Origin of the sequence: Prevotella koreensis (genome assembly GCF_003977605.1) — a bacterium.
GTDB classification, from domain to species: Bacteria; Bacteroidota; Bacteroidia; order Bacteroidales; family Bacteroidaceae; genus Prevotella; species Prevotella koreensis.
The window spans coordinates 2,113,357-2,138,580 of sequence record NZ_RYYU01000001.1; the positions used below are offsets into that span (position 1 = coordinate 2,113,357).

The 25,224-nt window shown below is 45.1% G+C and carries 19 protein-coding genes, 5 tRNA genes and 1 pseudogene; 22 read left to right on the plus strand and 3 right to left on the minus strand.

Annotation, left to right across the window (positions count from 1 at the left end; all coding sequences use genetic code 11):
* Positions 1–17: 17 nt before the first annotated feature.
* Positions 18–1,805 (minus strand): leucine-rich repeat domain-containing protein, encoded by a 1,788-nt coding sequence (locus tag EHV08_RS08935; protein ID WP_126678966.1) that lies wholly within the window; start codon positions 1,803–1,805, stop codon positions 18–20.
* A gap of 326 nt (positions 1,806–2,131) precedes the next feature.
* Between EHV08_RS08935 and EHV08_RS08940 the strand changes: the two genes are divergently transcribed.
* From EHV08_RS08940 to EHV08_RS08970, 6 genes and pseudogenes are all read left to right on the plus strand, one after another.
* Positions 2,132–3,961, plus strand: coding sequence for an aminopeptidase P family protein (locus tag EHV08_RS08940; RefSeq protein WP_126678967.1), 1,830 nt, complete (start codon positions 2,132–2,134; stop codon positions 3,959–3,961).
* A 149-nt stretch (positions 3,962–4,110) separates the two neighbouring features.
* Positions 4,111–4,317 carry a hypothetical protein gene (locus EHV08_RS08945; protein WP_126678968.1) on the plus strand — a complete coding sequence of 69 codons (207 nt, stop codon included), beginning with the start codon at positions 4,111–4,113 and terminating at the stop codon, positions 4,315–4,317.
* 416 nt (positions 4,318–4,733) lie between these two features.
* A complete protein-coding gene (gene rpsU, locus EHV08_RS08950) occupies positions 4,734–4,925 on the plus strand; it encodes a 30S ribosomal protein S21 (protein ID WP_125234289.1) in 192 nt (63 codons plus the stop codon).
* 318 nt (positions 4,926–5,243) lie between these two features.
* Positions 5,244–6,434, plus strand: a pseudogene (locus EHV08_RS08955) (IS5 family transposase); the annotation flags it as partial.
* A gap of 100 nt (positions 6,435–6,534) precedes the next feature.
* Entirely contained in the window at positions 6,535–7,461 is a 927-nt protein-coding gene (locus EHV08_RS08960; protein WP_126678969.1) for an IS982 family transposase, read from the plus strand.
* 216 nt (positions 7,462–7,677) lie between these two features.
* A complete protein-coding gene (locus EHV08_RS08970; RefSeq protein WP_126678971.1) occupies positions 7,678–8,637 on the plus strand; it encodes an agmatine deiminase family protein in 960 nt (319 codons plus the stop codon).
* Between the two features lie 76 nt (positions 8,638–8,713).
* Here the strand turns inward: EHV08_RS08970 and EHV08_RS08975 are convergent, their stop codons facing one another.
* The gene (locus EHV08_RS08975; RefSeq protein WP_126678972.1) at positions 8,714–9,586 is read right to left on the minus strand and encodes an IS3 family transposase; all 873 of its coding nucleotides are present in this window, start codon (positions 9,584–9,586) and stop codon (positions 8,714–8,716) included.
* Positions 9,547–10,071 carry a transposase gene (locus EHV08_RS08980; protein WP_126677679.1) on the minus strand — a complete coding sequence of 175 codons (525 nt, stop codon included), beginning with the start codon at positions 10,069–10,071 and terminating at the stop codon, positions 9,547–9,549. Before EHV08_RS08980 ends, EHV08_RS08975 begins: the two co-directional genes overlap by 40 nt.
* A gap of 541 nt (positions 10,072–10,612) precedes the next feature.
* Between EHV08_RS08980 and EHV08_RS08985 the strand changes: the two genes are divergently transcribed.
* The 16 genes from EHV08_RS08985 (at position 10,613) to rpoC (ending at position 25,086) form a co-directional block, all read left to right on the plus strand.
* Entirely contained in the window at positions 10,613–11,500 is an 888-nt protein-coding gene (locus EHV08_RS08985) for a tyrosine-type recombinase/integrase (RefSeq protein WP_126678973.1), read from the plus strand.
* A gap of 31 nt (positions 11,501–11,531) precedes the next feature.
* Positions 11,532–11,831: a ribosome hibernation-promoting factor, HPF/YfiA family gene (gene hpf / locus EHV08_RS08990; RefSeq protein ID WP_126678974.1), complete on the plus strand. Its 300-nt coding sequence runs from the start codon at positions 11,532–11,534 to the stop codon at positions 11,829–11,831.
* 100 nt (positions 11,832–11,931) lie between these two features.
* Positions 11,932–12,005 (plus strand) — tRNA-Thr (locus EHV08_RS08995).
* A gap of 39 nt (positions 12,006–12,044) precedes the next feature.
* Positions 12,045–12,127: transfer RNA gene (locus EHV08_RS09000), tRNA-Tyr, on the plus strand.
* Between the two features lie 88 nt (positions 12,128–12,215).
* Positions 12,216–12,288 (plus strand) — tRNA-Gly (locus tag EHV08_RS09005).
* 5 nt (positions 12,289–12,293) lie between these two features.
* A tRNA-Thr gene (locus tag EHV08_RS09010) sits at positions 12,294–12,365 on the plus strand.
* 69 nt (positions 12,366–12,434) lie between these two features.
* On the plus strand, positions 12,435–13,619 hold the full coding sequence (gene tuf / locus EHV08_RS09015; protein ID WP_126678975.1) for an elongation factor Tu: 1,185 nt from the start codon (positions 12,435–12,437) through the stop codon (positions 13,617–13,619).
* A gap of 88 nt (positions 13,620–13,707) precedes the next feature.
* Positions 13,708–13,780, plus strand: a tRNA-Trp gene (locus EHV08_RS09020).
* An 18-nt stretch (positions 13,781–13,798) separates the two neighbouring features.
* A complete protein-coding gene (secE, locus tag EHV08_RS09025) occupies positions 13,799–13,990 on the plus strand; it encodes a preprotein translocase subunit SecE (RefSeq protein ID WP_126678976.1) in 192 nt (63 codons plus the stop codon).
* Between the two features lie 14 nt (positions 13,991–14,004).
* Positions 14,005–14,547, plus strand: a complete 543-nt coding sequence (nusG, locus tag EHV08_RS09030) for a transcription termination/antitermination protein NusG (RefSeq protein ID WP_126678977.1) — start codon at positions 14,005–14,007, stop codon at positions 14,545–14,547.
* Positions 14,548–14,609: 62 nt separating this feature from the next.
* On the plus strand, positions 14,610–15,047 hold the full coding sequence (gene rplK / locus EHV08_RS09035; RefSeq protein ID WP_126678978.1) for a 50S ribosomal protein L11: 438 nt from the start codon (positions 14,610–14,612) through the stop codon (positions 15,045–15,047).
* 27 nt (positions 15,048–15,074) lie between these two features.
* A complete protein-coding gene (rplA, locus tag EHV08_RS09040; RefSeq protein ID WP_126678979.1) occupies positions 15,075–15,767 on the plus strand; it encodes a 50S ribosomal protein L1 in 693 nt (230 codons plus the stop codon).
* Positions 15,768–15,787: 20 nt separating this feature from the next.
* Complete coding sequence (rplJ, locus tag EHV08_RS09045) at positions 15,788–16,303, plus strand: 50S ribosomal protein L10 (protein WP_126678980.1); 516 nt, start codon at positions 15,788–15,790, stop codon at positions 16,301–16,303.
* 54 nt (positions 16,304–16,357) lie between these two features.
* Entirely contained in the window at positions 16,358–16,735 is a 378-nt protein-coding gene (gene rplL, locus EHV08_RS09050; protein WP_125234282.1) for a 50S ribosomal protein L7/L12, read from the plus strand.
* Between the two features lie 165 nt (positions 16,736–16,900).
* Positions 16,901–20,713 carry a DNA-directed RNA polymerase subunit beta gene (gene rpoB, locus EHV08_RS09055; RefSeq protein WP_126678981.1) on the plus strand — a complete coding sequence of 1,271 codons (3,813 nt, stop codon included), beginning with the start codon at positions 16,901–16,903 and terminating at the stop codon, positions 20,711–20,713.
* Between the two features lie 44 nt (positions 20,714–20,757).
* Entirely contained in the window at positions 20,758–25,086 is a 4,329-nt protein-coding gene (rpoC, locus tag EHV08_RS09060) for a DNA-directed RNA polymerase subunit beta' (RefSeq protein WP_126678982.1), read from the plus strand.
* The last annotated feature ends 138 nt before the right edge of the window (positions 25,087–25,224 follow it).

Here is a 25,224-nt window from a genome sequence, read left to right on the forward strand (position 1 = left end):
TATTGATATTCCGGTTGTTATTTCAGAATCACCGTGCGCGACATTCCGTTTGCATAGATTACATACATGCCGTGCTGTACCGATGCCGGGATTGCAGCAGAGTGAGAGTCGATGTTGAAGCAACCAACGAGTCTGCCCGCGGTGTCGTACATACTGATGCTACGTGCGTTGCTTGGGAGTCCTGTTACAATCCGGCCGTTTCCGTTGGCGGTCACTGTGAACGAGGCATTCTTATCCACGATGTTCTCTACAGCATCTGTTCCTGACCCTAAGGTTGATACAGTCCAGCCCTTTTCTGTTGCTATGGAAGTTGCGCTTATGCCGGCCTCCGGCACGTCGTTCAGCAGGTAATACACGCCGGTTTCCAATGATTCCTGTGGTATTCTTCGCAATGAGCGGTATAGGTTGTTTAGTGCAGATGCGTTGAGTGCGGTGTTGTTGAGTTTCACGTAACTGATGTTTGGCGAACCGGTAAGGTCGAGTGCGGTGAGTGGGTTGCCCATGACGTTGATGTTCAGCAGGCTTGGAAGGTTCTTGGTGTCAAGTTCCTGAATGTTGTTCTCGTTGCATGTCAGTGATGCGAGTGCCGACATACCGCTCACATCGAGTGTACTGATGTTGTTGTTGCCACAAACGAGCGACTCCATTATCTCCGGTGTCTTTATGTTAATCTCTTTGAGTTTGCATGAACTACAGTCGAGGTCTTTCAATGTTGCCGGCAGTGTGAGTGTGTTAAGGTTTTCGTTGCCGGAACAGTCGAGGTTTTCCAGTTTGGTGTTTTCGAGGAGTAGTTGCTCTATTTGGTTTATGAAGCAGTCGAGAACCTTTAGGTTCGGGTTGTTGGTGAAGTCAAGCGACTTTATGGCGCAGTTGTTGCATTTCAGGCTTTCCAGTTTCGTACATTTGCTGAGGTCTATACCCTCGATAGCCGTTCCGATGCAGTCGAGTGCTTTTAGTTCGGTGAGGTGCGTACAATCTATATTCGCGAGTGAGTAGTTGTTAGAGAGAGCAAGTTCGGTAAGTTTACCGCAGTTGGAGAGGTCGATAGATGTCAGTCCCGCTGCAGGCATGTAGAGTTGCTCCAGACTATTATCCTTCGGCAGTTCGATTAGTGTGATAGGGCGTGCGAGACCGGCCGAGAATGCTTTCATCTTTGTGAGTTTTGAAAGCGGAAGTTTGGTGACCGAAGTCTGTAAGAGGTTCATCTGCACAATGTTCACGCAGGTGGAGAAGTCAAGGGCTTGTAGTTTGAAGTTTCCACTGCAGTCCAACAGTTCTATTTCGCCGGCGTCCTCAGGCATTGTAAGTTCTGCTATCGAGTTGTTCGCAAGCATCACCTGCTTTAGTTTGTTGTTCTTAGACAAGTCAATTTTTATGAGGTCTGTGTTTTCTATGCACAGAGTGTGCAGTTTGGTGTTGTTTGTGAAGTCGTACTCTTCAATGTAGTTTTTTCTCGAGAAGAAAGTGTTCAGTTCCGGCAGCGCGGTGACATTGACTTCGAGAAGTTCGTTTCCCGAACAATCAATAGACGCGATTTTACCTTTTATCGTCAGTTCTTGGCTTAGAGTATTACCTTTCAGCACAGTTCCCTTCTCGTCGTCGAGTTGTATGGTCTGCACCTCTCCGGTGCCCCAATCTACTGTTGCCTCTCCCTTCTCTGTTCCGAAAAGAAGGATTTGGAACTCGTAACCTGCTTTGTTAGCGAACTTGAACAAAGCCTGTGGTGTGGTCTGTGCTTTTACCGAGAAAGTCATTGCTAACAACACAGCGATTAGTATTACTCGCTGAAATTTTGAATCAATCATGGTGTTTTAATAGTTTTTCACAAAAGTTATTAATTATTATTCTCTTGGAATCGTCTGCGTTTTTCTTTTTTATTGTCATGAACCGGCTGTTCCTGGCATTCATATCTCTTTTAGGTTAATAATTTATACGTTTTGATTTTTCATGTACAAAAATACTAAACATTTTTTGATAATTATCTAATACATACTGTTTTTAATGTTTTTTATATAATCATTTTTTTTAAGTTGTTGAAAGTTCGGATATTATTAGACGATTTTTAGCAAATTGTTTCCATTCATCGAATTATTTAGTAAATTTGCAGATGTAATACTAACGACTTTATATCATGAAACAGACAATAAGCGAGAAGATAGGTGCGCTGCGCGAACTGATGCGGCGTGAGGGACTTGGGGCTTTCATTTTTCCGAGCACCGACCCACACAACAGTGAATATGTGGCAGACCATTGGAAAGGGCGCGAATGGATATCAGGATTCAACGGCTCGGCAGGTACGGCTGTTGTGACAATGACCTCGGCGGCATTATGGACGGACAGCCGATATTTCATTGCTGCCGCAGAACAACTGAAGGACACGGAATTTGTGCTGATGAAAGAACGCATTGCCGGCACACCGACAATCCCGGAATGGATAGGAACCCAACTCTCCGCGCTCAACGCTCAACGCTCAACGCTCATCGCTCATCGCTCAACCGAAGTCGGAATTGACGGCTCCGTAATGACCGCTGCCGCTGTGGAGCAACTTGTGGCAGAACTGCGTAGCGAGGGAGGACTTACGTTGCGCACCAATATAGATCCGCTACGCACGATATGGACCGACCGCCCACCGCTGCCGACTGCCCCGATAGAGATTCAGCCCATGCAGTACGCAGGGAAATCGGCTCGTGACAAGATTGCAGAGATACGCAATGCGCTGCGCAAGGAACATGCCGATGGTATGCTGGTGGCGACGCTTGATGATATAGCATGGACGTTGAACCTGCGTGGTAGCGATGTCCATTGTAACCCGGTGTTCGTTTCCTATCTGTTAATAGACTCCAAGAAAGCCACGCTGTTTGTGGATAAGCGGAAGGTAACGCCCGCAGTGGCGGACTATCTGCGCAATGAGGGAGTGTCTGTTGCCGATTATGATAAGGTGGGGCAGGGGTTGAAAGATTATTTCGAGTATAACATCTTGATTTCGCCGGAGGAGGTTAATCATACATTATATAATAAGGTGGAGCGCGAGATTGTGTGCCGTCCGTCTCCGATTCCTTATTTGAAGGCTGTAAAGAATGAAGCAGAGATAGAGGGATTCCGCCAGTCGCAGATACGCGATGGAGTGGCTATGGTGAAATTCCTGCGGTGGCTGAAGCCGGCTGTTGAGGCGGGTGGACAAACGGAGATGAGTGTTGATGCCCGTCTGACAGCGTTGCGTGCAGAACAACCGCTCTTCCGCGGCATGTCGTTCGATACCATTGCAGGCTATGAAGAGCATGGCGCGATAGTGCATTATGAGGCAACAGAAGAAACCGATGCAGCCTTGAAGGCCGAAGGATTGCTACTACTCGACAGCGGAGCGCAGTATCAGGACGGGACAACAGACATCACACGCACCATTGCGCTGGGTCCCGTTACCGAAGAACAGCGTCATGTATATACCCTTGTACTGAAAGGTCATATACAGTTGGCGATGTTATGTTTCCCCGATGGGGCGAGCGGTACGCAACTTGATGCCTTGGCGAGAAAAGACATGTGGGCGGAAGGAATGAACTTCCTGCATGGTACGGGGCATGGCGTAGGCTCTTATCTCTGTGTGCATGAAGGACCGCAGCAGATAAGAATGGAGTATCGTCCGGCCAAATTCCATGCCGGAATGACCGTTACCAACGAGCCGGGAATATACCTTGAGGGACGTTTCGGTGTGCGCATCGAGAACCTGATGATTGCCATGCCCTACAAGACCACAGCCTTTGGCGACTTCCTGCAGTTTGAAACCCTCACCTTATGTCCGATAGACACTGCTCCGATTGATGTCGAAATGCTAACCGAAGACGAGATACAGTGGTTGGATAATTATCATAAAATGGTTTTCCACCGCCTTTCTCCACATCTTGATGGGGAAGATGTAGCGTGGCTGCGGGAGGCAACGAAGCCGTTGGAACGAAAGAAAGCATAAGGCTGAAGTTCTTTTATACAGGAAAAGGTGTATTTGATAAATGGAATGATGCTACATATATAGAGTCGTTTGTGAAAGGCGGTGCAATGCTGTTATTCATGGTGCAACCTTAACATCAAGCGGGTGTTGAACAGATAAAAGACAAAAATATGAACGAATACATCATTTACACAGCAGAAGGCTACACTATCGCACCCAATGAGAATATTGAGGTAGAGAACTGCCAAGTGCTTGGTTGTACGTATGGTAATAATGCTGAAGAAGCTCAAGATAACCTTCTTATGGGAAATCCTTGGATTGCTGAGGCTGGCTTCAACAGGTCTGAGTTTGTCGTAAAACAATTGCAAACAATTTAAAAACATCAGATGAACGACCTGATGTAAAGAATTATCTGATTCAACATATTTCTGATTTGAGAGATTTGGATAGGGGATATATTGCTTGTGAAGATGTACACATTGATAATATAGATATGCCGTTTACTAATTGAGTGCTTTGATATTCAAATTAAATTTTGAAATTGAGATTGTTCTTTCTGCAAATAGATGAAAGAGGGATTGCTTTGTGAGATAAAAAAGAAAACTTCAAATCAGAGTCTTAACGTAAGGGTGAATCCTTAAAATATGGAATTTGATCATGGTGTATTAACTTTTAACTTGGAAAATTTGCGCGTTCCGAAAAAAAGTAGTACTTTTGCACCCGAAATTCGTGGCAACACGTTAAAGGCTTGAATAATAACAAGAAGTTTAACATATAATTTTTAAGCAAAGACATGATCATCGTTCCAGTAAAAGATGGCGAGAACATCGAGAGAGCATTGAAGAAATTCAAGAGAAAGTTTGAGAAGACCGGAGTTATTAAAGAACTTCGTGCACGTCAGCAGTACGACAAACCTTCTGTTTTGAAGCGCCTAAAGATGGAGCATGCAATCTACGTGCAGAAACTCCGTGCCGCAGAGGATTAATTTTTCTTGGGGGCTTTTATAGGCCGACGGATAAAAAGAAAGCAGGAGCGTGTATGAACACGCTCCCTTTTCTGTATATATGTGTTTCAGTTGTTTGTTTCGAATAGGATTAACGCTAATAGTTGTAAATTGCATGTGAACTGTTCGTAAGAAGGTGTGTCAAAATGAAGTGCCCCCAAGAAGTTGGACGTTAAACACGTTATATAGTCGTTCCTTAAAAAAGGTTTATTTTATTGATTTATAGTCAATTATCCTCTTATTTATTTGTATATTTCTGCAATTTTTTGTACCTTTACAGTATAAAACTTGCAGAATTTCATGTTAAAAAGAACCTCCAATCAACTATCATTATTCTCTTCCTTAGAGGATATGCTCAATCATAATCATCCTCTTTACAAGCTTGCCAATAAAATCAATTGGCGTAGATTTGAAGATTCGTTTTCTCCTTTATATTGTAGAACCAATGGTCGCCCTGCCCATCCCATTCGTTTGATGTGCGGTCTTTTAATCTTGAAACACGTGCGTAATATTTCCGACGAAAGTGTTGTTTTACAGTGGAGTGAGAATGCTTATTATCAGTATTTCTGCGGTCAATTGGAATTTCTTCCCAAGGAACCTTGTGAAGCTTCCGATTTGGTTCATTTTCGAAACCGTATAGGCGAGCAAGGAATTGAAATAATCCTTTCGGAGAGCATCCGTGTCAATACGGATAACGATGATGAGGATCATTTTGTCACGGCTTTTATTGATTCTACTGTACAGGATAAGAATATCACTTATCCCACGGATGCGAAGTTGCATAAAAAGATAATCAAACGGGTTCTCAAAATCGTTCGTGAAAAGAAACTTCCTTTACGTCAGAGTTACCGAAGAACTCTGAAAAAGATTTCCCTTGACCGGCGTTTTCGCAATCACCCCAAGAATCACAAGAAGGCAGTCAAGGCAGACCGAAGTTTGCGCACGATAGCCGGTCGTTTGGTCAGAGAACCTGACCGCAATCTTCCCGATAAGAGAGGTTATGAAAAGATGTTTGAACTCTTCTATAAAATTCTTTCTCAAAAACGTAACAGTCCTGATAAGATATACTCGCTTCACGAACCGGAAGTACAATGCATCAGCAAGGGCAAGTAACACAAGAAATATGAGTTTGGCAACAAAGCCTCCTTTATCCGCTCCTTCTCGGGAATTATTCTTGCAGCGGTTTCTTTCAGGAATGAATATGACGGGCATACGGTAGAACCCACCTTACAACAAATGGAAAGGATGACAGGCAGGTGCATTGATAACTTGGCATGTGACAGAGGATATAGAGGAATAAAGCAAGTCGGAACAACAAAGATACTCATACCGGAGTCCCCAAAACACAAAGATGGTTATTATCAAAAGAAAAAGAAACACAAACTGTTTTGCAAGCGCGCAGGAATAGAACCTACCATAGGACATCTTAAAAGTGATTACAGATTATCTCGCAACTTTTACAAAGGTGTGAAAGGAGATGCTATAAATATACGCGAGTTCGGGTTAAGAAAGTCTCTATAAAAGTTGGTAATCTCGTTAGTTTTTTGCAACTTTATAGCTGTAAATCAATAACTTACAAAACAACTAAGCGATGATTACCAAGGACAAAGTTACAGAAATTTTCTGTATTATTGATGAGTTTGACAAGAATTTGAATGTTGAACTGAGTAAAAACCTATGTTTACCTTCCTATAATAGCAATGGAAAACGTTTTAGGAATCGTAAGGGAAGGCTTTCTGAAAGTGAAATTATGACCATCCTTGTATGCTATCATTTCGGTACATATCGTAATTTCAAGGAGTATTACCGGAACTGTATCTGTGGCCGGTTCAAGCATGAATTCCCTGCAGCCGTCTCCTATAATCGTTTTGTGGAACTCATGCCCCGTGTGTTCTTTAAGATGATGTTGTTCATGAAACTCTATGCCTTCGGCAAATGTACAGGTATAACGTTCGTTGACAGTACGATGATTCCTGTATGTCACAATGTAAGACGGTACTTTAACAAGGTCTTTGCAGGGTTCGCCAAGAGTGGAAAGGGTACCATGGGTTGGTGTCATGGATTCAAACTGCATCTGCTTTGCAATGATTCCGGTGAAGTTATAACATTCTGTCTTACAGGAGCAAACGTAGATGACAGGGATAGTAGAGTGTGGACGGTATTTGCAAAGGTTTTGTATGGGAAGGTCTTCGCCGACAGGGGATATATCAAGCAGGAACTCTTCGAGAATCTGTTCAGTCAAGGTATTCAACTCGTTCATGGACTTAAAGCAAGAATGAAGAATAAACTTATGCCTATATGGGACAAGATTATGCTAAGAAAAAGATATATCATCGAATGCATTAATGAACTTCTAAAGAATAAAGCGAACCTTGTACATTCACGACACCGTTCCATACATAACTTTATCATGAACTTATGTTCTGCCCTTACTGCATATTGTTTTTTTGAGAATAAGCCGGAGGCACTGCCTGTATATGTGGAAAAATCAAGGCAGTTGGAACTCTTTTCATGCTAAACTTATCCCGAACTCGCGTATAAATATAATGTTGGCAGCGGCGGCATACAACTTCAAAAGAGCAATGAGAGTTCTTTTGTGTCTTATAAAAATAATCTGTGAAAAGTTGAAAGGAAGCAACTTTTCACAGGAATATGCTTTTGCAAAAGGAAATGAGTAAAGGAGTAGAACTTTTTAAGGAACGACTAAATATCGAATTGTCAAAAAGCTAAGAGTATGATAATATCAAAAGATAACTTCGTAACGGATAACATGACCAATACGGTTTGTTATTCCAGTCTTCTCCCAGCAGAGAGCAGCGGTTTGGATTCTCAGTTAAGAGAAAAGATGTATGCTGCATTGAAAGAGTCTGTTAAGACCTTGAAGCACTATGATCTGTATAACACTCGTGACATCTGGTCAAGAGATTATATGCCAGTGCAGCTGACGAGAGATCTCTTTCTGAACTACACCTATAGCCCGGATTATCTTAGCGACCAGAAAGCTTGTATCACAAACTGGTTGCTACACAAAGTACATACTCGCAAGGCTGACAAGTTTAATTTTGATGTTGTTACAATCCCTCTTGTTCTTGATGGAGGCAATGTAATCAAAGCTATCGACAAGTTTGGTAAGCCAACAATCATCATGTGTAGCAAAGTTTTGAATGAGAACAATCTATCCAAAGAGGAGCTTACAGACTGGTGGGACCAATTCTTTGATAATCAGATTCGTCTTATTCTAATCGAATGGGAAGGAAAAGATGAAAACCCGATTGGACATGCCGATGGAATGGTTAGATATATCACTGAAGGAAAAGTTCTGATTACAAATTATTGTGATTTGGACGATGAAGAACGTCTGAGTGAGCCACTGAAAGAATACTTTGATATTGAACGTCTGCACTTTGGAGATATTGAAGGAATCAAAGGTACCAAGATGTGGAGCCTCTTGAAATCGAAAAGTTGGGGATACATTAATTTTCTACAAGTTGGTAAACATATTATCGTTCCAAAATTAGATTGGGATGAACTCGACAAAGCAGCTGTGCAACAAATTCAGCAAGCCTTTGGAGCTTCTTATGAAGTAGAGCTTATAGATTGTGATATGACTCAAATTCTAGAAAATCCCGATGTGAACACTAATAGTGGCGGTGGTCTGAATTGTTTGACATGGACTTTGTTCAGCGCAGAATAATAATATACTCAAAATAAGAATATGAGGGTGTGTCAAAATGAAGTGCCCCCAAGAAGTTGGACGTTAAACACGTTATTTATTCCCTAAGGTATTGAGCTCGGTATTGCACCGGGCTCATTCCTTTCAACTTCATTTTTATCCTTTTATTGTTATACCATTCAATATAATCCTTCAAGTCCTTCTTGAAAAGCTCCATGGACTTATAATTGTTCGCATAGAGCAGTTCTGACTTCATTAGTCCGAAGAAGTTCTCCATGACGGAGTTGTCCAGACAGTTGCCCTTGCGTGACATGCTTTGCTTGATTCCATGTTTCTGCAAGGCATCCTGATAACTTTTGTGCCGGTACTGCCATCCCTGGTCAGAGTGAAGTATCGTCCCCCGGTCCTCTGGCAGCTTGTCTGTAATTGTAAAGACCTCATCCGGCATGTTGTTTATCTGTGAGAGATCAGCCCTGTCGGATATGTCATAGCCCAGCACCTCACCGTTGAACAAATCCGGTACAGGCGAGAGGAAACTTTTCTTGTCTCCTATGGCAATCCGGGATACGTCCGTGACAAGTTTCTGGTAAGGCCTGTCTGCCTTAAAGTCTCTATTAAGGACATTAGGGGCAATCTTGCCTATCGTGCCCTTGTATGAGCGGTATCGCTTCTTGCGCATCAGGCACTTCAGGCCCTGTTCCTTCATCAGCCTTTCCACCGTCTTGTGATTGATGGCAATGCCTTCGTTATGGAGCTGCATGGTGACACGGCGATAGCCGTAACGGCCTTTACTCTCATGGAATATTTCACATATACGCTTCTTCTCCACCTCATATCTGTCTGCCCTCCCAAGGGCTTTCAGATGGTAATAGAATGTAGAGCGAGCCATCCCCTTGATCTCCAACAGTAACTCGAGACCATACTGCGGCCTTAATGTCTGGATGGCCTGTGTCCAGAACCTCGCTGCCAGGACTCCTCTTCTTCCATTAAGGCCTTTGCTTTTTTTAGCAGGGCATTCTCGGCCTCAAGCCGGCGTACACGGGTCTGAAGCTTCTCTAATTCTGTCTCTGGCTCTTTCTTCTTTGGGCGTCCCATATCTTTACTTGGTCGTCCGCGATAGCCATGACGAAGCAATTCCTCATAACCGCCGTGCTTGTACTGACGAACCCAACGGCATACACTGGCAAAACTAACGTCATACTCTACGCAAATCCGCCACAAAGGTAAGCAATCTTTTTCATATTCTTCTATTACGGATCGCTTTAATTCGTTTGTGACCTTTCTTTCCTTGAATTTTTCCAGACCATCCATACCATATTTCTCATATCTGCCAAACAGAATATAAAGATAATGGTCACGGACATGAAAACATTTCATCAACTCACACATGCTTGATCCTGACTCGTGCAAGCGGATGATTTCTTTCTTTTCTTCTAAACTGTGATGTCTATACATAATGAACCCCAGAAGTATTATGTCTAACTTCTGGGGGGCACTTCACTTTGCACACCCTCCTTTTCTGTATATGTGTGTTTCGGTCGTTTGTGCCACAATAGGATTAACACTAATAGTCGTAAATTGCATTTGAACTGTTCGTAAACGCCAATCGACCATTAGAAGGCATTTGCTTAGATTTGCTATTGAAGCAGTGCTTCCCTGCTGTTTTAGTACGTTTGCCGACATCTGCGCAGCCATTACATCTCGACATTGCCCTCCACGCCTTCGATGAAACGTCAGCCCATCTGCTCAACAATCGAATAAAAACTAATGAGCCGATTTGGGTTAAATGTGATTTTTTGAATAATCAACTGTTGGTTTGTAATTGGTTTGTTGCTTATTTTTGGAAGTTGCAGATATAGCCTGTCGCAATGGCAAAAACTGATAAAGATATGAAAAAATAAGGTGATATGATGATTTTGTAGAAAAAACAAGCGTTAAGTTTTGTTGTTTCAGAAAAAATATGTATATTCGCTGACGAAAAACAGGCATTATAAAAATGAACATGAACACCGAGAGTTTTTTCGACTATTTGCGCTATGAGAAGAACGCGTCAGAGCGCACGGTTGTGAAATATGCGTGCTCGCTGGGATTGTTTCGTAAGTTTCTTGACGAAGAATGCGAAGGGGTGGCTTGGGAAAATGTTGATCGCGACATAATAAGCGACTGGATAGAGCATGAAATGGAGGCGGGTTGTACGGCACGCACCGTTTGTGGTTATCTGACAGGAGTGAAAGCGTTCTATAGGTTCGGACTGAAACGCGGACTTATGGATAATGATCCGGCGTACAGCATAGAAGGGCCGAAGAAAAATAAACCATTGCCTTATTTCGTGAAAGAAAAGGAAATGAATCGCCTGCTTGATGATGTGGAGTGGAGAGATAGCATGGAAGACATTCGTGCGCGTACTATTATATTAGTGTTCTATGCGACTGGCGTGAGAGCATCGGAACTCATGGGACTTGACGACTCAGACGTTGATTTCGTGAATAACCGGATAAAGGTGACGGGAAAGAGAGATAAGCAACGCATCGTGCCTTTCGGATTGGAATTGCGCGAAGAACTGTTAGCCTACATGGCCAAGCGCGATGCGGAATTGTCGAGACAGTGCGAGGCTCTGTTTGTTGATGATAAAGGGAAGCGCATGAGGTATAGTCAGGTGTGGCGTATCGTTAACCGCGGGCTTGGACTTGTCACTACGATGAAAAGGCGTTCGCCCCATGTGCTCCGCCATTCCTTTGCCACGGCAATGCTGAATAACGACGCCGGGCTTGAAAGTGTTCAGAAACTGCTCGGGCATGAAAGTGTAGCCACTACGGAGATATATACACATGCCACTTTCGAGCAACTAAAAAAAGTTTATACCAACGCCCATCCAAGGGCATAACAACTTAACCCTATTAAAACAGGAGGTAACTATGGAGATTAAGATTCAGTCAATCCATTTCGACGCCACGGAACAGTTACAGGCGTTCGTAGAGAAGAAGGTCTTAAAATTGGAGAAGGCTTTCGAAGATGTGCAAGTCGTTGAAGTACAACTGAAAGTTGTTAAACCGGCCACCGCAATGAACAAGCAGGCAAGCATTACGGCAATCGTTCCCGGGCAGCAACTCTTTGTGGAGAAAACTTGTGATACATTCGAAGAAAGCATAGATTTGTGTGTCGATTCTATGAAGGTTCAACTTACAAAATTCAAAGAAAAACTACGCAAGAGATAAAAAAAGTGGGAAAAAGTTTTGGTGATTAAAAAAAACGTCGTATCTTTGCAGCCGTTTTAGAACAGGTCCTTTATCAAAGGCTTAACGGCTGCAAGGATTTGCCTCTTTAGCTCAGTTGGCCAGAGCACGTGATTTGTAATCTCGGGGTCGTTGGTTCGAATCCGACAAGAGGCTCTCCGAAGAGCATGGCAGAGGATGTGTGAAAAAACATAAGGGTGGTTTCCAGAGCGGCCAAATGGGGCAGACTGTAAATCTGTTGTCTTTCGACTTCGGTGGTTCGAATCCATCACCACCCACATCAGTGGATTTTTTGCGGAGTTTTGTTTAAGCCGAGTACAGATGTTCTTTTGTTCTTTGACGAGGCTGCGATGAAATGCCGTTATTGCGGAAATAGCTCAGTTGATAGAGCACTAGCCTTCCAAGCTGGGGGTCGCGGGTTTGAGCCCCGTTTTCCGCTCAAATGCTGTAATAGCTCAGTGGTAGAGCACTTCCTTGGTAAGGAAGAGGTCCTGAGTTCAACTCTCAGTTACAGCTCTACTGTTTTATTAACCGTGTGAAGCAGAAAAAACGCGATTATTCATTAATTAAATAAAAAGTAAAGCTATGGCTAAAGAACAATTTGTGCGCACCAAACCGCACGTAAACATCGGTACTATCGGTCACGTTGACCATGGTAAGACTACTTTGACCGCCGCAATCACTACTGTACTGGCTAAGGCCGGTCTTTCTGAGGTTAAGTCTTTCGATCAGATTGACAATGCCCCTGAAGAAAAGGAGCGTGGTATCACAATCAATACCTCTCACGTTGAGTACGAAACTGCAAATCGTCACTACGCACACGTTGACTGTCCGGGTCACGCCGACTATGTGAAGAACATGGTTACCGGTGCTGCTCAGATGGACGGTGCTATCCTCGTTGTTGCCGCAACTGACGGTCCTATGCCTCAGACTCGTGAGCACGTTCTGCTTGCTCGTCAGGTAAACGTTCCTCGTTTGGTTGTATTCCTGAACAAGTGCGACATGGTTGAGGACGAGGAAATGCTCGAACTCGTTGAAATGGAGGTTCAAGAAATCCTCGCTCAGTATGAGTTTGAAGATGATACCCCAATCATCCGCGGTTCAGCTCTTGGTGCACTGAACGGTGTTGCAAAATGGGAAGAGAAAGTTCTCGAACTGATGAACGTTTGCGATACTTGGATTCAGGAGCCTCCACGTGCTACAGAAAAACCATTCCTTATGCCTGTTGAGGACGTGTTCTCAATCACAGGACGTGGTACTGTTGCTACCGGACGTATCGAGACTGGTGTTATCCACGTAGGTGACGCTGTTGAGTTGCTCGGTCTTGGTGAAGATAAGAATTCTGTTGTAACTGGTGTTGAAATGTTCCGCAAACTTCTTGACGAAGGTCAGGCTGGTGATAACGTTGGTCTGCTCCTCCGTGGTATCGACAAGAACGAAATCAAGCGCGGTATGGTACTTTGCCATCCGGGACAGATTAAACCGTTCAAGAAGTTCAAGGCTTCAATCTACGTATTGAAGAAGGAAGAGGGTGGTCGTCATACTCCGTTCGGTAACAAGTATCGTCCACAGTTCTACCTCCGCACAATGGACTGTACAGGTGAAATCACTCTGCCGGCAGGCGTTGAGATGGTAATGCCCGGTGACAACGTAGAGATCACTGTTGAACTTATCTACGCTGTTGCTCTGAACCAGGGTCTGCGTTTCGCTATCCGCGAAGGTGGTCGTACGGTTGGTTCAGGTCAGATTACAGAAGTGTTCGAGGACTAATCTGAAATATCCTATAGTGTCTTTTGCGAATGCGGAGACATTGGGAACACATAAAAAGGTTCCGCTCTTAGCGGGCGGAGCCTTACTTACGGGAATAGCTCAGTTGGTAGAGCATCGGTCTCCAAAACCGAGGGTCGTGGGTTCGAGTCCTCCTTCCCGTGCAAAGAAAGAAGAATAATATGTTTCATAAGATAGCAAATTATTGCAAGGTTTGTTACGACGAACTTGCGCATAAGACTACTTGGCCGACACGTGCCGAATTAACACACACCGCAATGATTGTATTATCTGCTTCCCTTGTCATTGCGTTGGTGGTATTTGGTATGGACTCGTTGTTTAAATGGGTAATGAGTATGGTTTATCCTGCTTAATCTTTTAAAGGAAAATGGCTCAGACAGAAAAGAAATGGTATGTGCTTCGTGCTGTGAGTGGCAAGGAGGCTAAGGTGAAAGAATACATCGAGGCTGAATTGAAACACAACGATTTGCTTTCAAGGTATGTTTCTCAGGTAGTCATACCGATGGAGAAGCATGCTGCTCTGCGTGGTACAAAGCGTGTTGTCAAGGAGAAAATTGCTCTCCCCGGCTATGTGCTTGTAGAGGCAGAATTGAAAGGAGACGTTGCTCATACTCTGCGCTTCATACCTAATGTTTTGGGATTCCTTGGAGGATTGGATAATCCGTCGCCTGTACGCGAGTCTGAAGTGAACCGTATGCTTGGCATCGCAGACGATACCGAAATTAAGGAAGAGGTAATCGTTCCTTATTTGGTTGGTGATGCGGTAAAAGTTACGGACGGTCCTTTCAGTGGTTTCAGTGGTAACATTGAAGAGGTGGATGCCGAGAAACACAAGTTGAAGGTTATGGTCAAGATTTTCGGTAGGAATACTCCTCTGGAACTCGGTTTTATGCAAGTCGAAAAAGAATAATGATGCTGTTACGGGCAAAAGTATTCTTTTTATGTAAAATCACTTTTTAATTAACAAAAGAAATGGCTAAAGAAGTTGCTGGATTAATCAAATTACAGATTAAAGGTGGCGCTGCGAATCCTTCACCTCCCGTAGGACCGGCTCTCGGTTCGAAGGGTATCAATATTATGGGATTCTGCAAAGAGTTCAACGCCAGAACCCAGGATAAGGCAGGAAAAATTCTTCCTGTTGTTATCACATACTATACCGACAAGTCATTCAGTTTCATCATCAAAACCCCGCCGGCAGCCGTTCAGCTCATGGAGGCAGCAAAGGTTAAGGGTGGTTCTGCTGAGCCAAACCGCAAAAAGGTCGCTTCGGTGACTTGGGATCAGGTAAGAGCAATCGCAGAAGACAAGATGGCTGACCTCAACTGCTTCACAGTGGAGTCTGCAATGAAACTTGTTGCCGGCACAGCTCGCAGTATGGGTATCGCTGTAAAAGGGGACTTCCCTGGATAATTTTTAATAACTTCAATTTTAAAGAAAATGAGTAAACTGACAAAAAATCAGAAAGCAGTTGCCGATAAGGTTGAAGCAGGGAAAGCATACTCTTTGATGGAGGCCGCTCAATTGGTAAAGGATATTACTACTACCAAGTTTGAGGCTTCCGTGGACATCGATGTACGCTTGGGTGTTGACCCGCGCAAGGCTAACCAGATGGTTCGTGGCGTTGTTTCGCTGCCTAACGGAACCGGAAAGGTCACTCGCGTGCTCTGCCTCTGTACACCTGACGTTGAGGCTGCGGCCAAAGAGGCAGGTGCTGACTATGTTGGTCTTGACGAGTATATTGAAAAGATCAAGGGTGGCTGGACAGATGTTGATGTTATCATCACAATGCCCTCATGCATGGGAAAGGTAGGACCATTGGGACGTGTTCTCGGTCCTCGTGGCTTGATGCCAAACCCGAAGAGTGGCACTGTAACTATGGATGTTGCTAAGGCAGTGAAAGAAATCAAGCAAGGTAAGATAGACTTTAAGGTTGACAAGGCTGGTATTATCCACACGTCAATCGGTAAGGTTACAATGACATCGGAGCAAATCTACGGAAATGCGAAGGAGTTTATCAATACCGTTATCAAGTTGAAGCCTGCTGCTGCCAAAGGTACATATATCAAGAGTATCTTCCTATCAAGCACTATGAGTGCAGGTGTCAAGGTTGATCCAAAGACAGTTGAATAACACTTAAAGTACGGAAAACGATGAAAAAGGAAGTAAAAGATACCATAATCGTAACGCTTGGTGAGCAGTTGAAAAAATACCCGCATTTCTATCTGGTAGATGTTTCCGGTCTGAATGCTGAGGATACAAGCAACCTGCGTCGCAAGTGTTTCAAGAATGAAATCAAGATGGTCGTTGTGAAGAATACCCTTCTACACAAGGCTTTCGAGGCTTCGGAAATTGATTTTGAACCTTTATACAGCACGTTGAAAGGCAATACCGCAGTGATGTTTACTAATGTAGCAAACACTCCTGCCAAATTGCTGAAAGAGTATTCGAAAGCCGGCATCCCTGCACTGAAAGGTGCTTATGCCGAGGAAGGCATCTTCGTTGGTGCCGACAAGCTTGAGGAACTCTCTTCTATCAAGAGCAAGAGCGAACTTATTGCAGATGTTGTGGCATTGCTGCAGTCTCCAATCAAGAACGTTATCTCCGGACTCAATGCCGGTGGCAAGATTCACGGACTGCTTGACGCTATCGCTGAGCGTAATAAATAAGCGACCCATATTATAACATTTTCATTAAAAAAACAATTAAAATTTAGAATAAAAATGGCAGATATTAAAGCTATTGCTGAAGAGTTGGTAAACCTTACAGTAAAAGAAGTAAGCGAGTTGGCAACAGTCCTGAAGGACGAGTACGGAATTGAGCCTGCTGCTGCAGCCGTTGCTGTAGCTGCTGGTCCTGCTGCTGGTGCAGCTGACGCAGCTGAGGAGAAGTCATCTTTCGATGTAGTTCTCGCAGAGGTTGGCGGTGCTAAACTACAGGTTGTAAAGGCAGTGAAAGAGGCTTGTGGTCTTGGTCTGAAAGAGGCTAAGGATCTCGTTGACGGTGCTCCTTCTACTCTGAAGGAAGGTCTTTCAAAGGACGAGGCTGAGAACCTGAAGAAGGCTATCGAAGAGGCTGGTGCCAAGGTAGAACTGAAGTAATTCAGAATTACATTCTAAAAAATATCGGTTAAGATCTCCTAAGTAGGGGGGTCTTAACCTTTTCTTGTCTTTTGGCGTTAATCGTCAAGACTCAGAGACCTCGGAAACTCCGAGCGCTCGGAGATTTCCCGAAAATCATTAATACATTATTTATTTTATAAATACATGGCTTCAAAAATTGTTGATAACAGAGTAAACTTTGCAAGCGTGAAGAATCCGATGCCATATCCGGATTTTCTCGATGTGCAATTAAAGTCTTTCAAAGACTTCTTACAGTTGGACACACCACCGGAGGAACGCAAGAATGACGGTCTTTACAAGGTATTCGCTGAGAATTTTCCTATTGCCGACACTCGTAACAACTTCGTGCTTGAGTTCCTTGACTACTTCATCGACCCTCCACGTTATAGCATCGACGAATGCTTGGAACGCGGGTTGACTTACAGTGTGCCACTGAAGGCCAAGATGAAACTTTATTGCACCGACCCTGAACATGAGGATTTTCCAACGTTTGTTCAAGATGTTTACCTTGGCAACATACCTTACATGACAAGTAACGGCACTTTTGTAATCAATGGTGCCGAGCGTGTTGTGGTGTCACAGTTGCACCGTTCGCCGGGTGTGTTCTTCGGTCAGGGTATTCATGCCAACGGTACTGCGCTCTACAGTGCGCGTATCATTCCTTTCAAGGGCTCTTGGATAGAGTTTGCAACAGACATCAACAATGTGATGTACGCCTACATCGACCGTAAGAAGAAATTGCCGGTGACAACATTGTTGCGTGCCATCGGCTACGAGACCGACAAGGATATTCTTGAGATATTCGGTCTTGCCGAGGAGGTGAAGGTGAACAAGAAGAATATGAAGGAAGCCATAGGCCGCAAACTTGCAGCCCGTGTACTGAAGAGTTGGAACGAGGATTTCGTTGACGAAGATACCGGTGAGGTTGTTTCCATTGAGCGTAACGATGTTATGATGGAACGTGAAACAGAAATCACTAAGGAAAATGTTGATGAAATTCTTGACAGCGGTGCCTCTACAATCCTTTTGCATAAGAGCGAAGAGGCTGCATCAAAGTATGCGATTATTTTCAACACGTTGGCCAAGGATATAACCAACTCGGAGAAAGAAGCAATATTCTACATCTATCGTCAGTTGAGAAATGCCGAACCTGCAGATGATACAAGTGCACGTGAGGTGATTCTTAACCTTTTCTTCTCTGATAAGAGATACGATCTTGGCGACGTGGGTCGTTACAGAATAAACAAAAAACTTGGTTTGGATACCGATATGAATGTTCGTATCCTAACTAAGGAAGACATTATAGAGATTATAAAATATCTCATACAACTGGTTAACTCAAATGCTACGGTGGATGATATTGACCACCTTTCCAACCGACGCGTTCGCACGGTAGGTGAGCAGTTGTCTAATCAGTTCTCAATAGGTCTGGCACGTATGAGCCGCACAATCCGCGAGCGTATGAATGTTCGCGACAATGAGGTTTTCCAGCCTACAGACCTTATCAATGCCAAGACAATATCGAGCGTCATCAACTCGTTCTTCGGAACCAATCCGCTCTCTCAGTTCATGGACCAAACCAACCCACTTGCTGAGGTTACGCACAAGCGTCGTCTCTCTGCTCTTGGTCCCGGTGGTCTTAGTCGTGAGCGTGCCGGATTCGAGGTTCGTGACGTTCACTATACTCACTATGGCCGTCTCTGTCCGATTGAGTCGCCCGAAGGTCCGAATATCGGTCTTATTTCGTCTCTATGCGTATATGCAAAGATTAACGAACTCGGTTTCATCGAGACACCATATCGCAAAGTGAAGAACGGAGTGGTTGACCTAAAGAACGAGGATGTGGTCTATCTCACCGCAGAGGAGGAAGAAGACTATATCATCGGTCAGGGTAACGCACCGCTTAATGACGATGGTACGTTTATCCGTACTTTCGTGAAGTGTCGTCAGGATGCCGACTTCCCCGTAGCCGATCCGGAAGAGGTTGATCTCATGGACGTTGCGCCACAACAGATAGCATCTATCGCTGCCGGACTGATTCCGTTCCTTGAGCACGATGATGCTCACCGTGCGTTGATGGGTTCTAACATGATGCGTCAGGCCGTTCCACTTCTTCATAATGAAGCCCCTATTGTAGGAACCGGAATCGAGAAGCAGGTGTGCGAGGATTCGCGTACCATGATTACTGCCGAGGGCGACGGTTTGATAGAATATGTTGATGCCACGACTATACGTATATTGTACGACCGTACCGAGGATGAGGAGTTCGTTAGTTTTGAGCCGGCACTTAAGGAATACCGCATTCCTAAGTTCCGTCGCACCAACCAGAATATGACAATTGACCTTCGCCCTATTTGTGAAAAGGGGCAGCGTATTAAAAAGGGCGACATCCTTACAGAAGGATATGCCACCGAAGACGGTGAACTGGCTCTTGGACGTAACCTCCTTGTGGCTTATATGCCTTGGAAGGGATACAATTATGAAGATGCTATCGTACTTAATGAACGAGTGGTTCGCGACGATGTGCTGACATCAGTACACGTAGATGAATACACACTTGATGTTCGTGAGACAAAGCGCGGTATGGAAGAGTTTACTTCAGACATTCCTAACGTCAGCGAAGAGGCAACTAAAGACCTCGATGAGAACGGTATTATCCGTGTCGGTGCACGCGTTGAACCCGGTGACATACTTATTGGTAAGATTTCTCCTAAGGGAGAGAGTGACCCATCACCGGAGGAAAAACTGCTTCGTGCCATCTTCGGCGATAAGGCCGGCGATGTAAAAGACTCTTCGTTGAAGGCAAATCCGTCGCTCAGCGGTGTCATAATAGACAAGAAACTATTCTCGCGTGCCATAAAGACACGTCAGTCGAAGCAACAGGATAAGATTATCCTTGCTAAGATAGATGAAGAATATGAAGCAAAGATAGACGACCTGAAAGACATCCTCGTTGACAAACTGATGTCTCTTACCGAGGACAAAGTATCTCAGGGCGTGACAGACTATACCGGAGCCGAGATTATAACCAAGGGCAGCAAGTTCTCTATTGCCGTTCTGAAAAATCTTGAATATGACGGAATACAGAGCAATAATTGGACAGACGATGATCATAAGAACCATCTCATTCAGACTCTGATAATGAATTATATCAAGAAATACAAACTTCTTGATGCAGAAAACAAGCGTCGCAAGTTTGCAATTTCTATCGGAGACGAACTGCCTTCAGGCATTCTACAGATGGCCAAGATATACGTTGCAAAGAAACGTAAGATTGGTGTCGGAGACAAACTTGCCGGTCGTCATGGTAATAAGGGTATCGTTTCCAAGGTCGTTCGTCAGGAAGACATGCCGTTCCTTGAGGACGGTCGTCCCGTAGATTTGGTGCTCAACCCGCTTGGTGTGCCTTCTCGTATGAACCTCGGCCAGATTTTCGAGGCTATCCTCGGTGCTGCCGGTAAGCGTCTTGGAATTAAGTTCGCCACACCGATTTTCGATGGTGCAAAACTTGAAGACCTTCAAGAGTGGACTGATAAGGCCGGTCTGCCGCGTCTCTGTTCAACCCACCTCTATGATGGTGAGACAGGCGAACAGTTCGACCAGCCGGCAACCGTAGGTATCACCTACTTCCTTAAACTTGGCCACATGGTTGAAGACAAGATGCACGCACGTTCTATTGGTCCGTACTCTCTCATCACGCAGCAGCCGCTCGGTGGTAAAGCACAGTTCGGTGGACAGCGTTTCGGAGAGATGGAGGTTTGGGCACTCGAGGCATTCGGTGCCAGCCATGTGCTTCAGGAAATCCTGACAATCAAGTCTGACGATGTCGTAGGACGCTCGAAAGCCTACGAGGCAATCGTTAAGGGCGAGGCAATGCCAACTCCGGGTATTCCGGAGTCGCTCAACGTGTTGCTCCACGAACTGCGCGGTCTTGGTCTCAGCGTAACACTCGACTAAAATTCAATTTAGGTATCAAGAACTTAAGAATTAAGAATTGAAATATGGCATTCAAGAAGGATTCAAAGATAAAGAATAATTTCACGAAGATTACCATCGGTCTTGCTTCGCCGGAGGAAATCCTCGAAAGCAGTTTTGGCGAGGTTACCAAGCCAGAGACAATAAACTATCGTACATATAAACCCGAACGTGACGGACTTTTCTGTGAGCGCATATTCGGTCCTACCAAGGACTATGAGTGTGCCTGCGGAAAGTATAAGCGCATTCGCTATAAAGGAATCGTCTGCGACCGATGCGGTGTTGAGGTAACGGAGAAGAAAGTGCGCCGCGAGCGTACCGGACACATCGAACTCGTAGTTCCTGTTGCCCACATCTGGTATTTCCGCAGTCTTCCAAATAAAATAGGCTATCTGCTCGGTATCCCCACAAAGAAACTCGATGCAGTAATTTACTACGAGAAGTACATAGTGATACAGCCCGGTATCATGGAAGGACGTAAAAATGCGGAAGATGTAGAGGTGAACGGTTCACATAAATTCGACCTCCTTTCAGAAGACGAGTACATCGCAATAATGGATAGTCTCCCAAGCGACAATGAGTATCTTGAAAATAGCGATCCCAACAAGTTCGTTGCCAAGATGGGCGCAGAGGCAATCTATGATTTGTTGCAAGGGCTCGAACTCGATTCTCTGTCATTCGAACTGCGCAACCTTGCCAATACAGACTCTTCACAACAGCGTAAGACTGAGGCTCTCAAACGCCTGCAGGTTGTAGAGGCATTCCGACAGAGCAAGGATATAAACAAGCCGGAATGGATGATATTGAAGATTGTGCCGGTTACTCCTCCGGAACTCCGTCCGCTCGTACCACTTGATGGCGGTCGTTTCGCGACATCCGACCTCAATGACCTCTATCGCCGTGTAATCATACGTAACAACCGTTTGAAGAGACTTATGGAGATTAAGGCTCCTGAGGTTATTCTACGCAACGAGAAACGTATGTTGCAGGAGGCTGTAGATTCTTTGTTCGATAACTCACGCAAGTCTTCGTCAGTGAAGAGCGAGAGCAACAGACCGTTGAAATCTCTCTCTGACTCGCTAAAAGGGAAGCAAGGACGTTTCCGCCAGAATCTTCTCGGTAAGCGTGTTGACTATTCCGCTCGTTCGGTTATCGTTGTAGGTCCAGAACTGAAGATGGGCGAGTGCGGTTTGCCGAAACTCATGGCGGCCGAACTTTACAAACCATTTATCATACGCAAACTCATCGAGCGCGGTATCGTAAAGACCGTGAAGTCTGCAAAGAAAATTGTGGATCGCCGCGAACCGGTAATCTGGGACATCCTTGAGAATGTGATGAAAGGTCATCCGGTATTGCTCAACCGTGCTCCTACACTTCACCGTCTCGGTATTCAGGCTTTCCAGCCCAAACTTATCGAAGGTAAGGCAATACAGTTGCACCCATTGGCATGTACGGCGTTCAATGCCGACTTCGACGGAGACCAGATGGCTGTTCACCTCCCGCTTAGCAACGAGGCGATACTTGAGGCACAGTTGTTGATGCTACAGAGTCACAACATTCTCAATCCTGCCAATGGTGCTCCTATCACCGTGCCGTCACAGGATATGGTGCTCGGACTTTATTACATCACCAAGATACGTCCGGGAGCAAAAGGAGAAGGACTTACGTTCTACGGCCCGGAAGAGGCAATTATTGCTTTCAATGAAGGCAAGTGCGACCTCCACTCACAAGTAAAGGTAGTTGTCAAAGACATTGACGAGAAAGGCAATCTCGTAGATCGCATGGTGGAAACCTCTGTTGGCCGTGTAATAGTAAATGGAATAATCCCGGAAGAAGTCGGGTTCGTAAATCAGATTATATCAAAGAAATCTCTTCGCGACATTATTGCCGATGTTATCAACAAGGTAGGTTTTGCAGAGGCGTGCGAATTCCTTGACGGAATAAAGAACCTTGGATACCGCATGGCATATCTTGCAGGACTTTCGTTCAACCTTGACGACATCATCATTCCTAAGGAAAAGGAAGAGTTGGTGCAGAAAGGTAACGATGAGGTGCAGGCCATTAAGGGCAACTACAACATGGGATTCATCACCGACAACGAGCGTTACAATCAGGTTATCGACACATGGACACACGTTAACAACCGTCTCGGTGACATCCTTCTCAAGCAGATGACCGAGGCCGACCAGGGATTCAATGCCGTTTATATGATGCTTGACTCCGGTGCTCGTGGTTCTAAGGATCAGATCAAACAACTTGCCGGTATGCGTGGTCTTATGGCAAAACCGCAGAAAGCAGGTGCTGAGGGACGTGGTACGATTGAAAACCCGATTCTCTCTAACTTCAAGGAGGGAATGTCGGTGCTTGAGTACTTTATCTCTACCCACGGTGCCCGTAAGGGTCTTGCCGACACCGCCATGAAGACGGCCGATGCCGGTTACCTTACAAGGCGTCTTGTCGATGTCAGCCATGATGTGATAATCAACGAGGAGGATTGCGGAACATTGCGCGGTCTTGAGTGTACGGCACTGAAGAATGGCGAGGAAGTAATCTCTACTCTCTATGAACGCATTCTCGGACGTGTGTCGGTGCATGATATCACACATCCTTCTACCGGCGAACTGCTCGTGTCTGCCGGCGAGGAAATCAACGAGAAAGTAGCGCGTGCCATTGAAGATTCGCCTATCGAAATGGTTGAAATCCGCTCGGTGCTCACTTGCGAGAGCAAGAAAGGTGTCTGCATGAAGTGTTACGGACGCAACCTTGCCACCCAGCGCATGGTTCATAAGGGTGAAGCAGTCGGTGTAATTGCGGCACAAGCTATTGGAGAACCGGGTACTCAGCTTACGCTCCGTACGTTCCACGCCGGTGGTGTGGCCGGTAGCGCAGCAGCCAATGCAACTATCGTGGCAAAGAGCGATAGCCGCATAGAGTTCGAGGAAATACGTGCCGTGCCTTTTGTAGAACAAGGCGAACACGGTGAAGTGAACTGTCAAATGGTTGTCAGCCGACTGGCAGAGGCTCGTTTCGTTGATGTAAATACCGGCATCGTACTCTCTACAGTCCCTGTACCTTACGGTTCTTCACTCTATTTCGCAAATAAGGCGGAAGTCAAGAAAGGCGAACTGGTTGCTAAATGGGACCCGTTCAATGCTGTCATCGTTACCGAATATGCAGGTACACTGCGTTTCCAAAACGTTGTAGAGGGAACAACATATAAGGCTGAGACCGACGAAACAACAGGTCTCACCGAGAAAATCATCATCGAGTCGAAAGACCATACACACGTTCCTACTTGCGATGTCCTCAATTCTGAGGGCGTGGTTGTCGGCACTTACAGTTTCCCTGTGGGAGGACACGTTATCGTTGAGGATGGACAGGTTGTCAAAACCGGTACCACTCTCGTTAAGATTCCACGCACGGTGAATATGGGTGGTGACATCACCGGAGGTCTGCCGCGTGTTACCGAACTCTTCGAGGCACGCAATCCGAGCAATCCTGCCGTCGTTTCCGAAATCGATGGTGAGGTGACAATGGGTAAGGTAAAGCGCGGTAATCGCGAAATCATCGTCACTTCAAAGACCGGAGAGCAGAGCAAGTATCTTGTTTCGCTTTCAAAGCAGATATTGGTTCAGGAGCACGATGCCGTTCGTGCCGGTACACCACTTTCCGATGGTGTGATTACTCCTAACGACATCCTTGCCATAAAGGGTCCTACCGCTGTTCAGGAATACATCGTAAACGAAGTACAGGACGTTTATCGTCTGCAAGGTGTGAAAATCAATGACAAGCACTTTGAGATTATCGTGCGCCAGATGATGCGTAAGGTACAGATAAACGAGCCGGGCGATACGACGTTCCTTGAGCAGGAAGTGGTTGATAAACTTGACTTCATTGACGAGAACGACCGCATCTGGGGTAAGAAATATGTAGAAGATCCGGGCGACAGCGAGACGTTGCAGAGAGGACAGATAATATCGGCACGCAAGTTGCGCGACGAGAACTCCAGTCTGAAACGCCGCGACTTGCGTTTGGTTCAGGTTCGCGATGCCGTGCCTGCAACATCTACTCAGATTCTCCAAGGTATTACACGTGCAGCATTGCAGACCAAGAGTTTCATGTCTGCTGCATCGTTCCAGGAGACCACAAAGGTGCTCAACGAGGCGGCAATCCGCGGAAAGGTGGATTCTCTCGATGGAATGAAGGAGAACGTAATCTGCGGTCACCTGATACCGGCCGGTACCGGACTTCGCGAGTTCGACAAACTCGTGGTTGGCTCGCGTGAAGATTATGAACGCATACAGGCCAACAAGAAGAATGTTATCGACTTCTCAGTAAAAGAAAGTGAAGACTGATAAAAGAAGTATTTATTGATAAGAAAATCCCGAAGTGCATCATGCTGCTTCGGGATTTTTTTGCCATTCATCTGTTTTTTTTTGCATGTGCGGAAAAAAATGTTACCTTTGCAGTCAGAATAAAACGATAAGGAATAT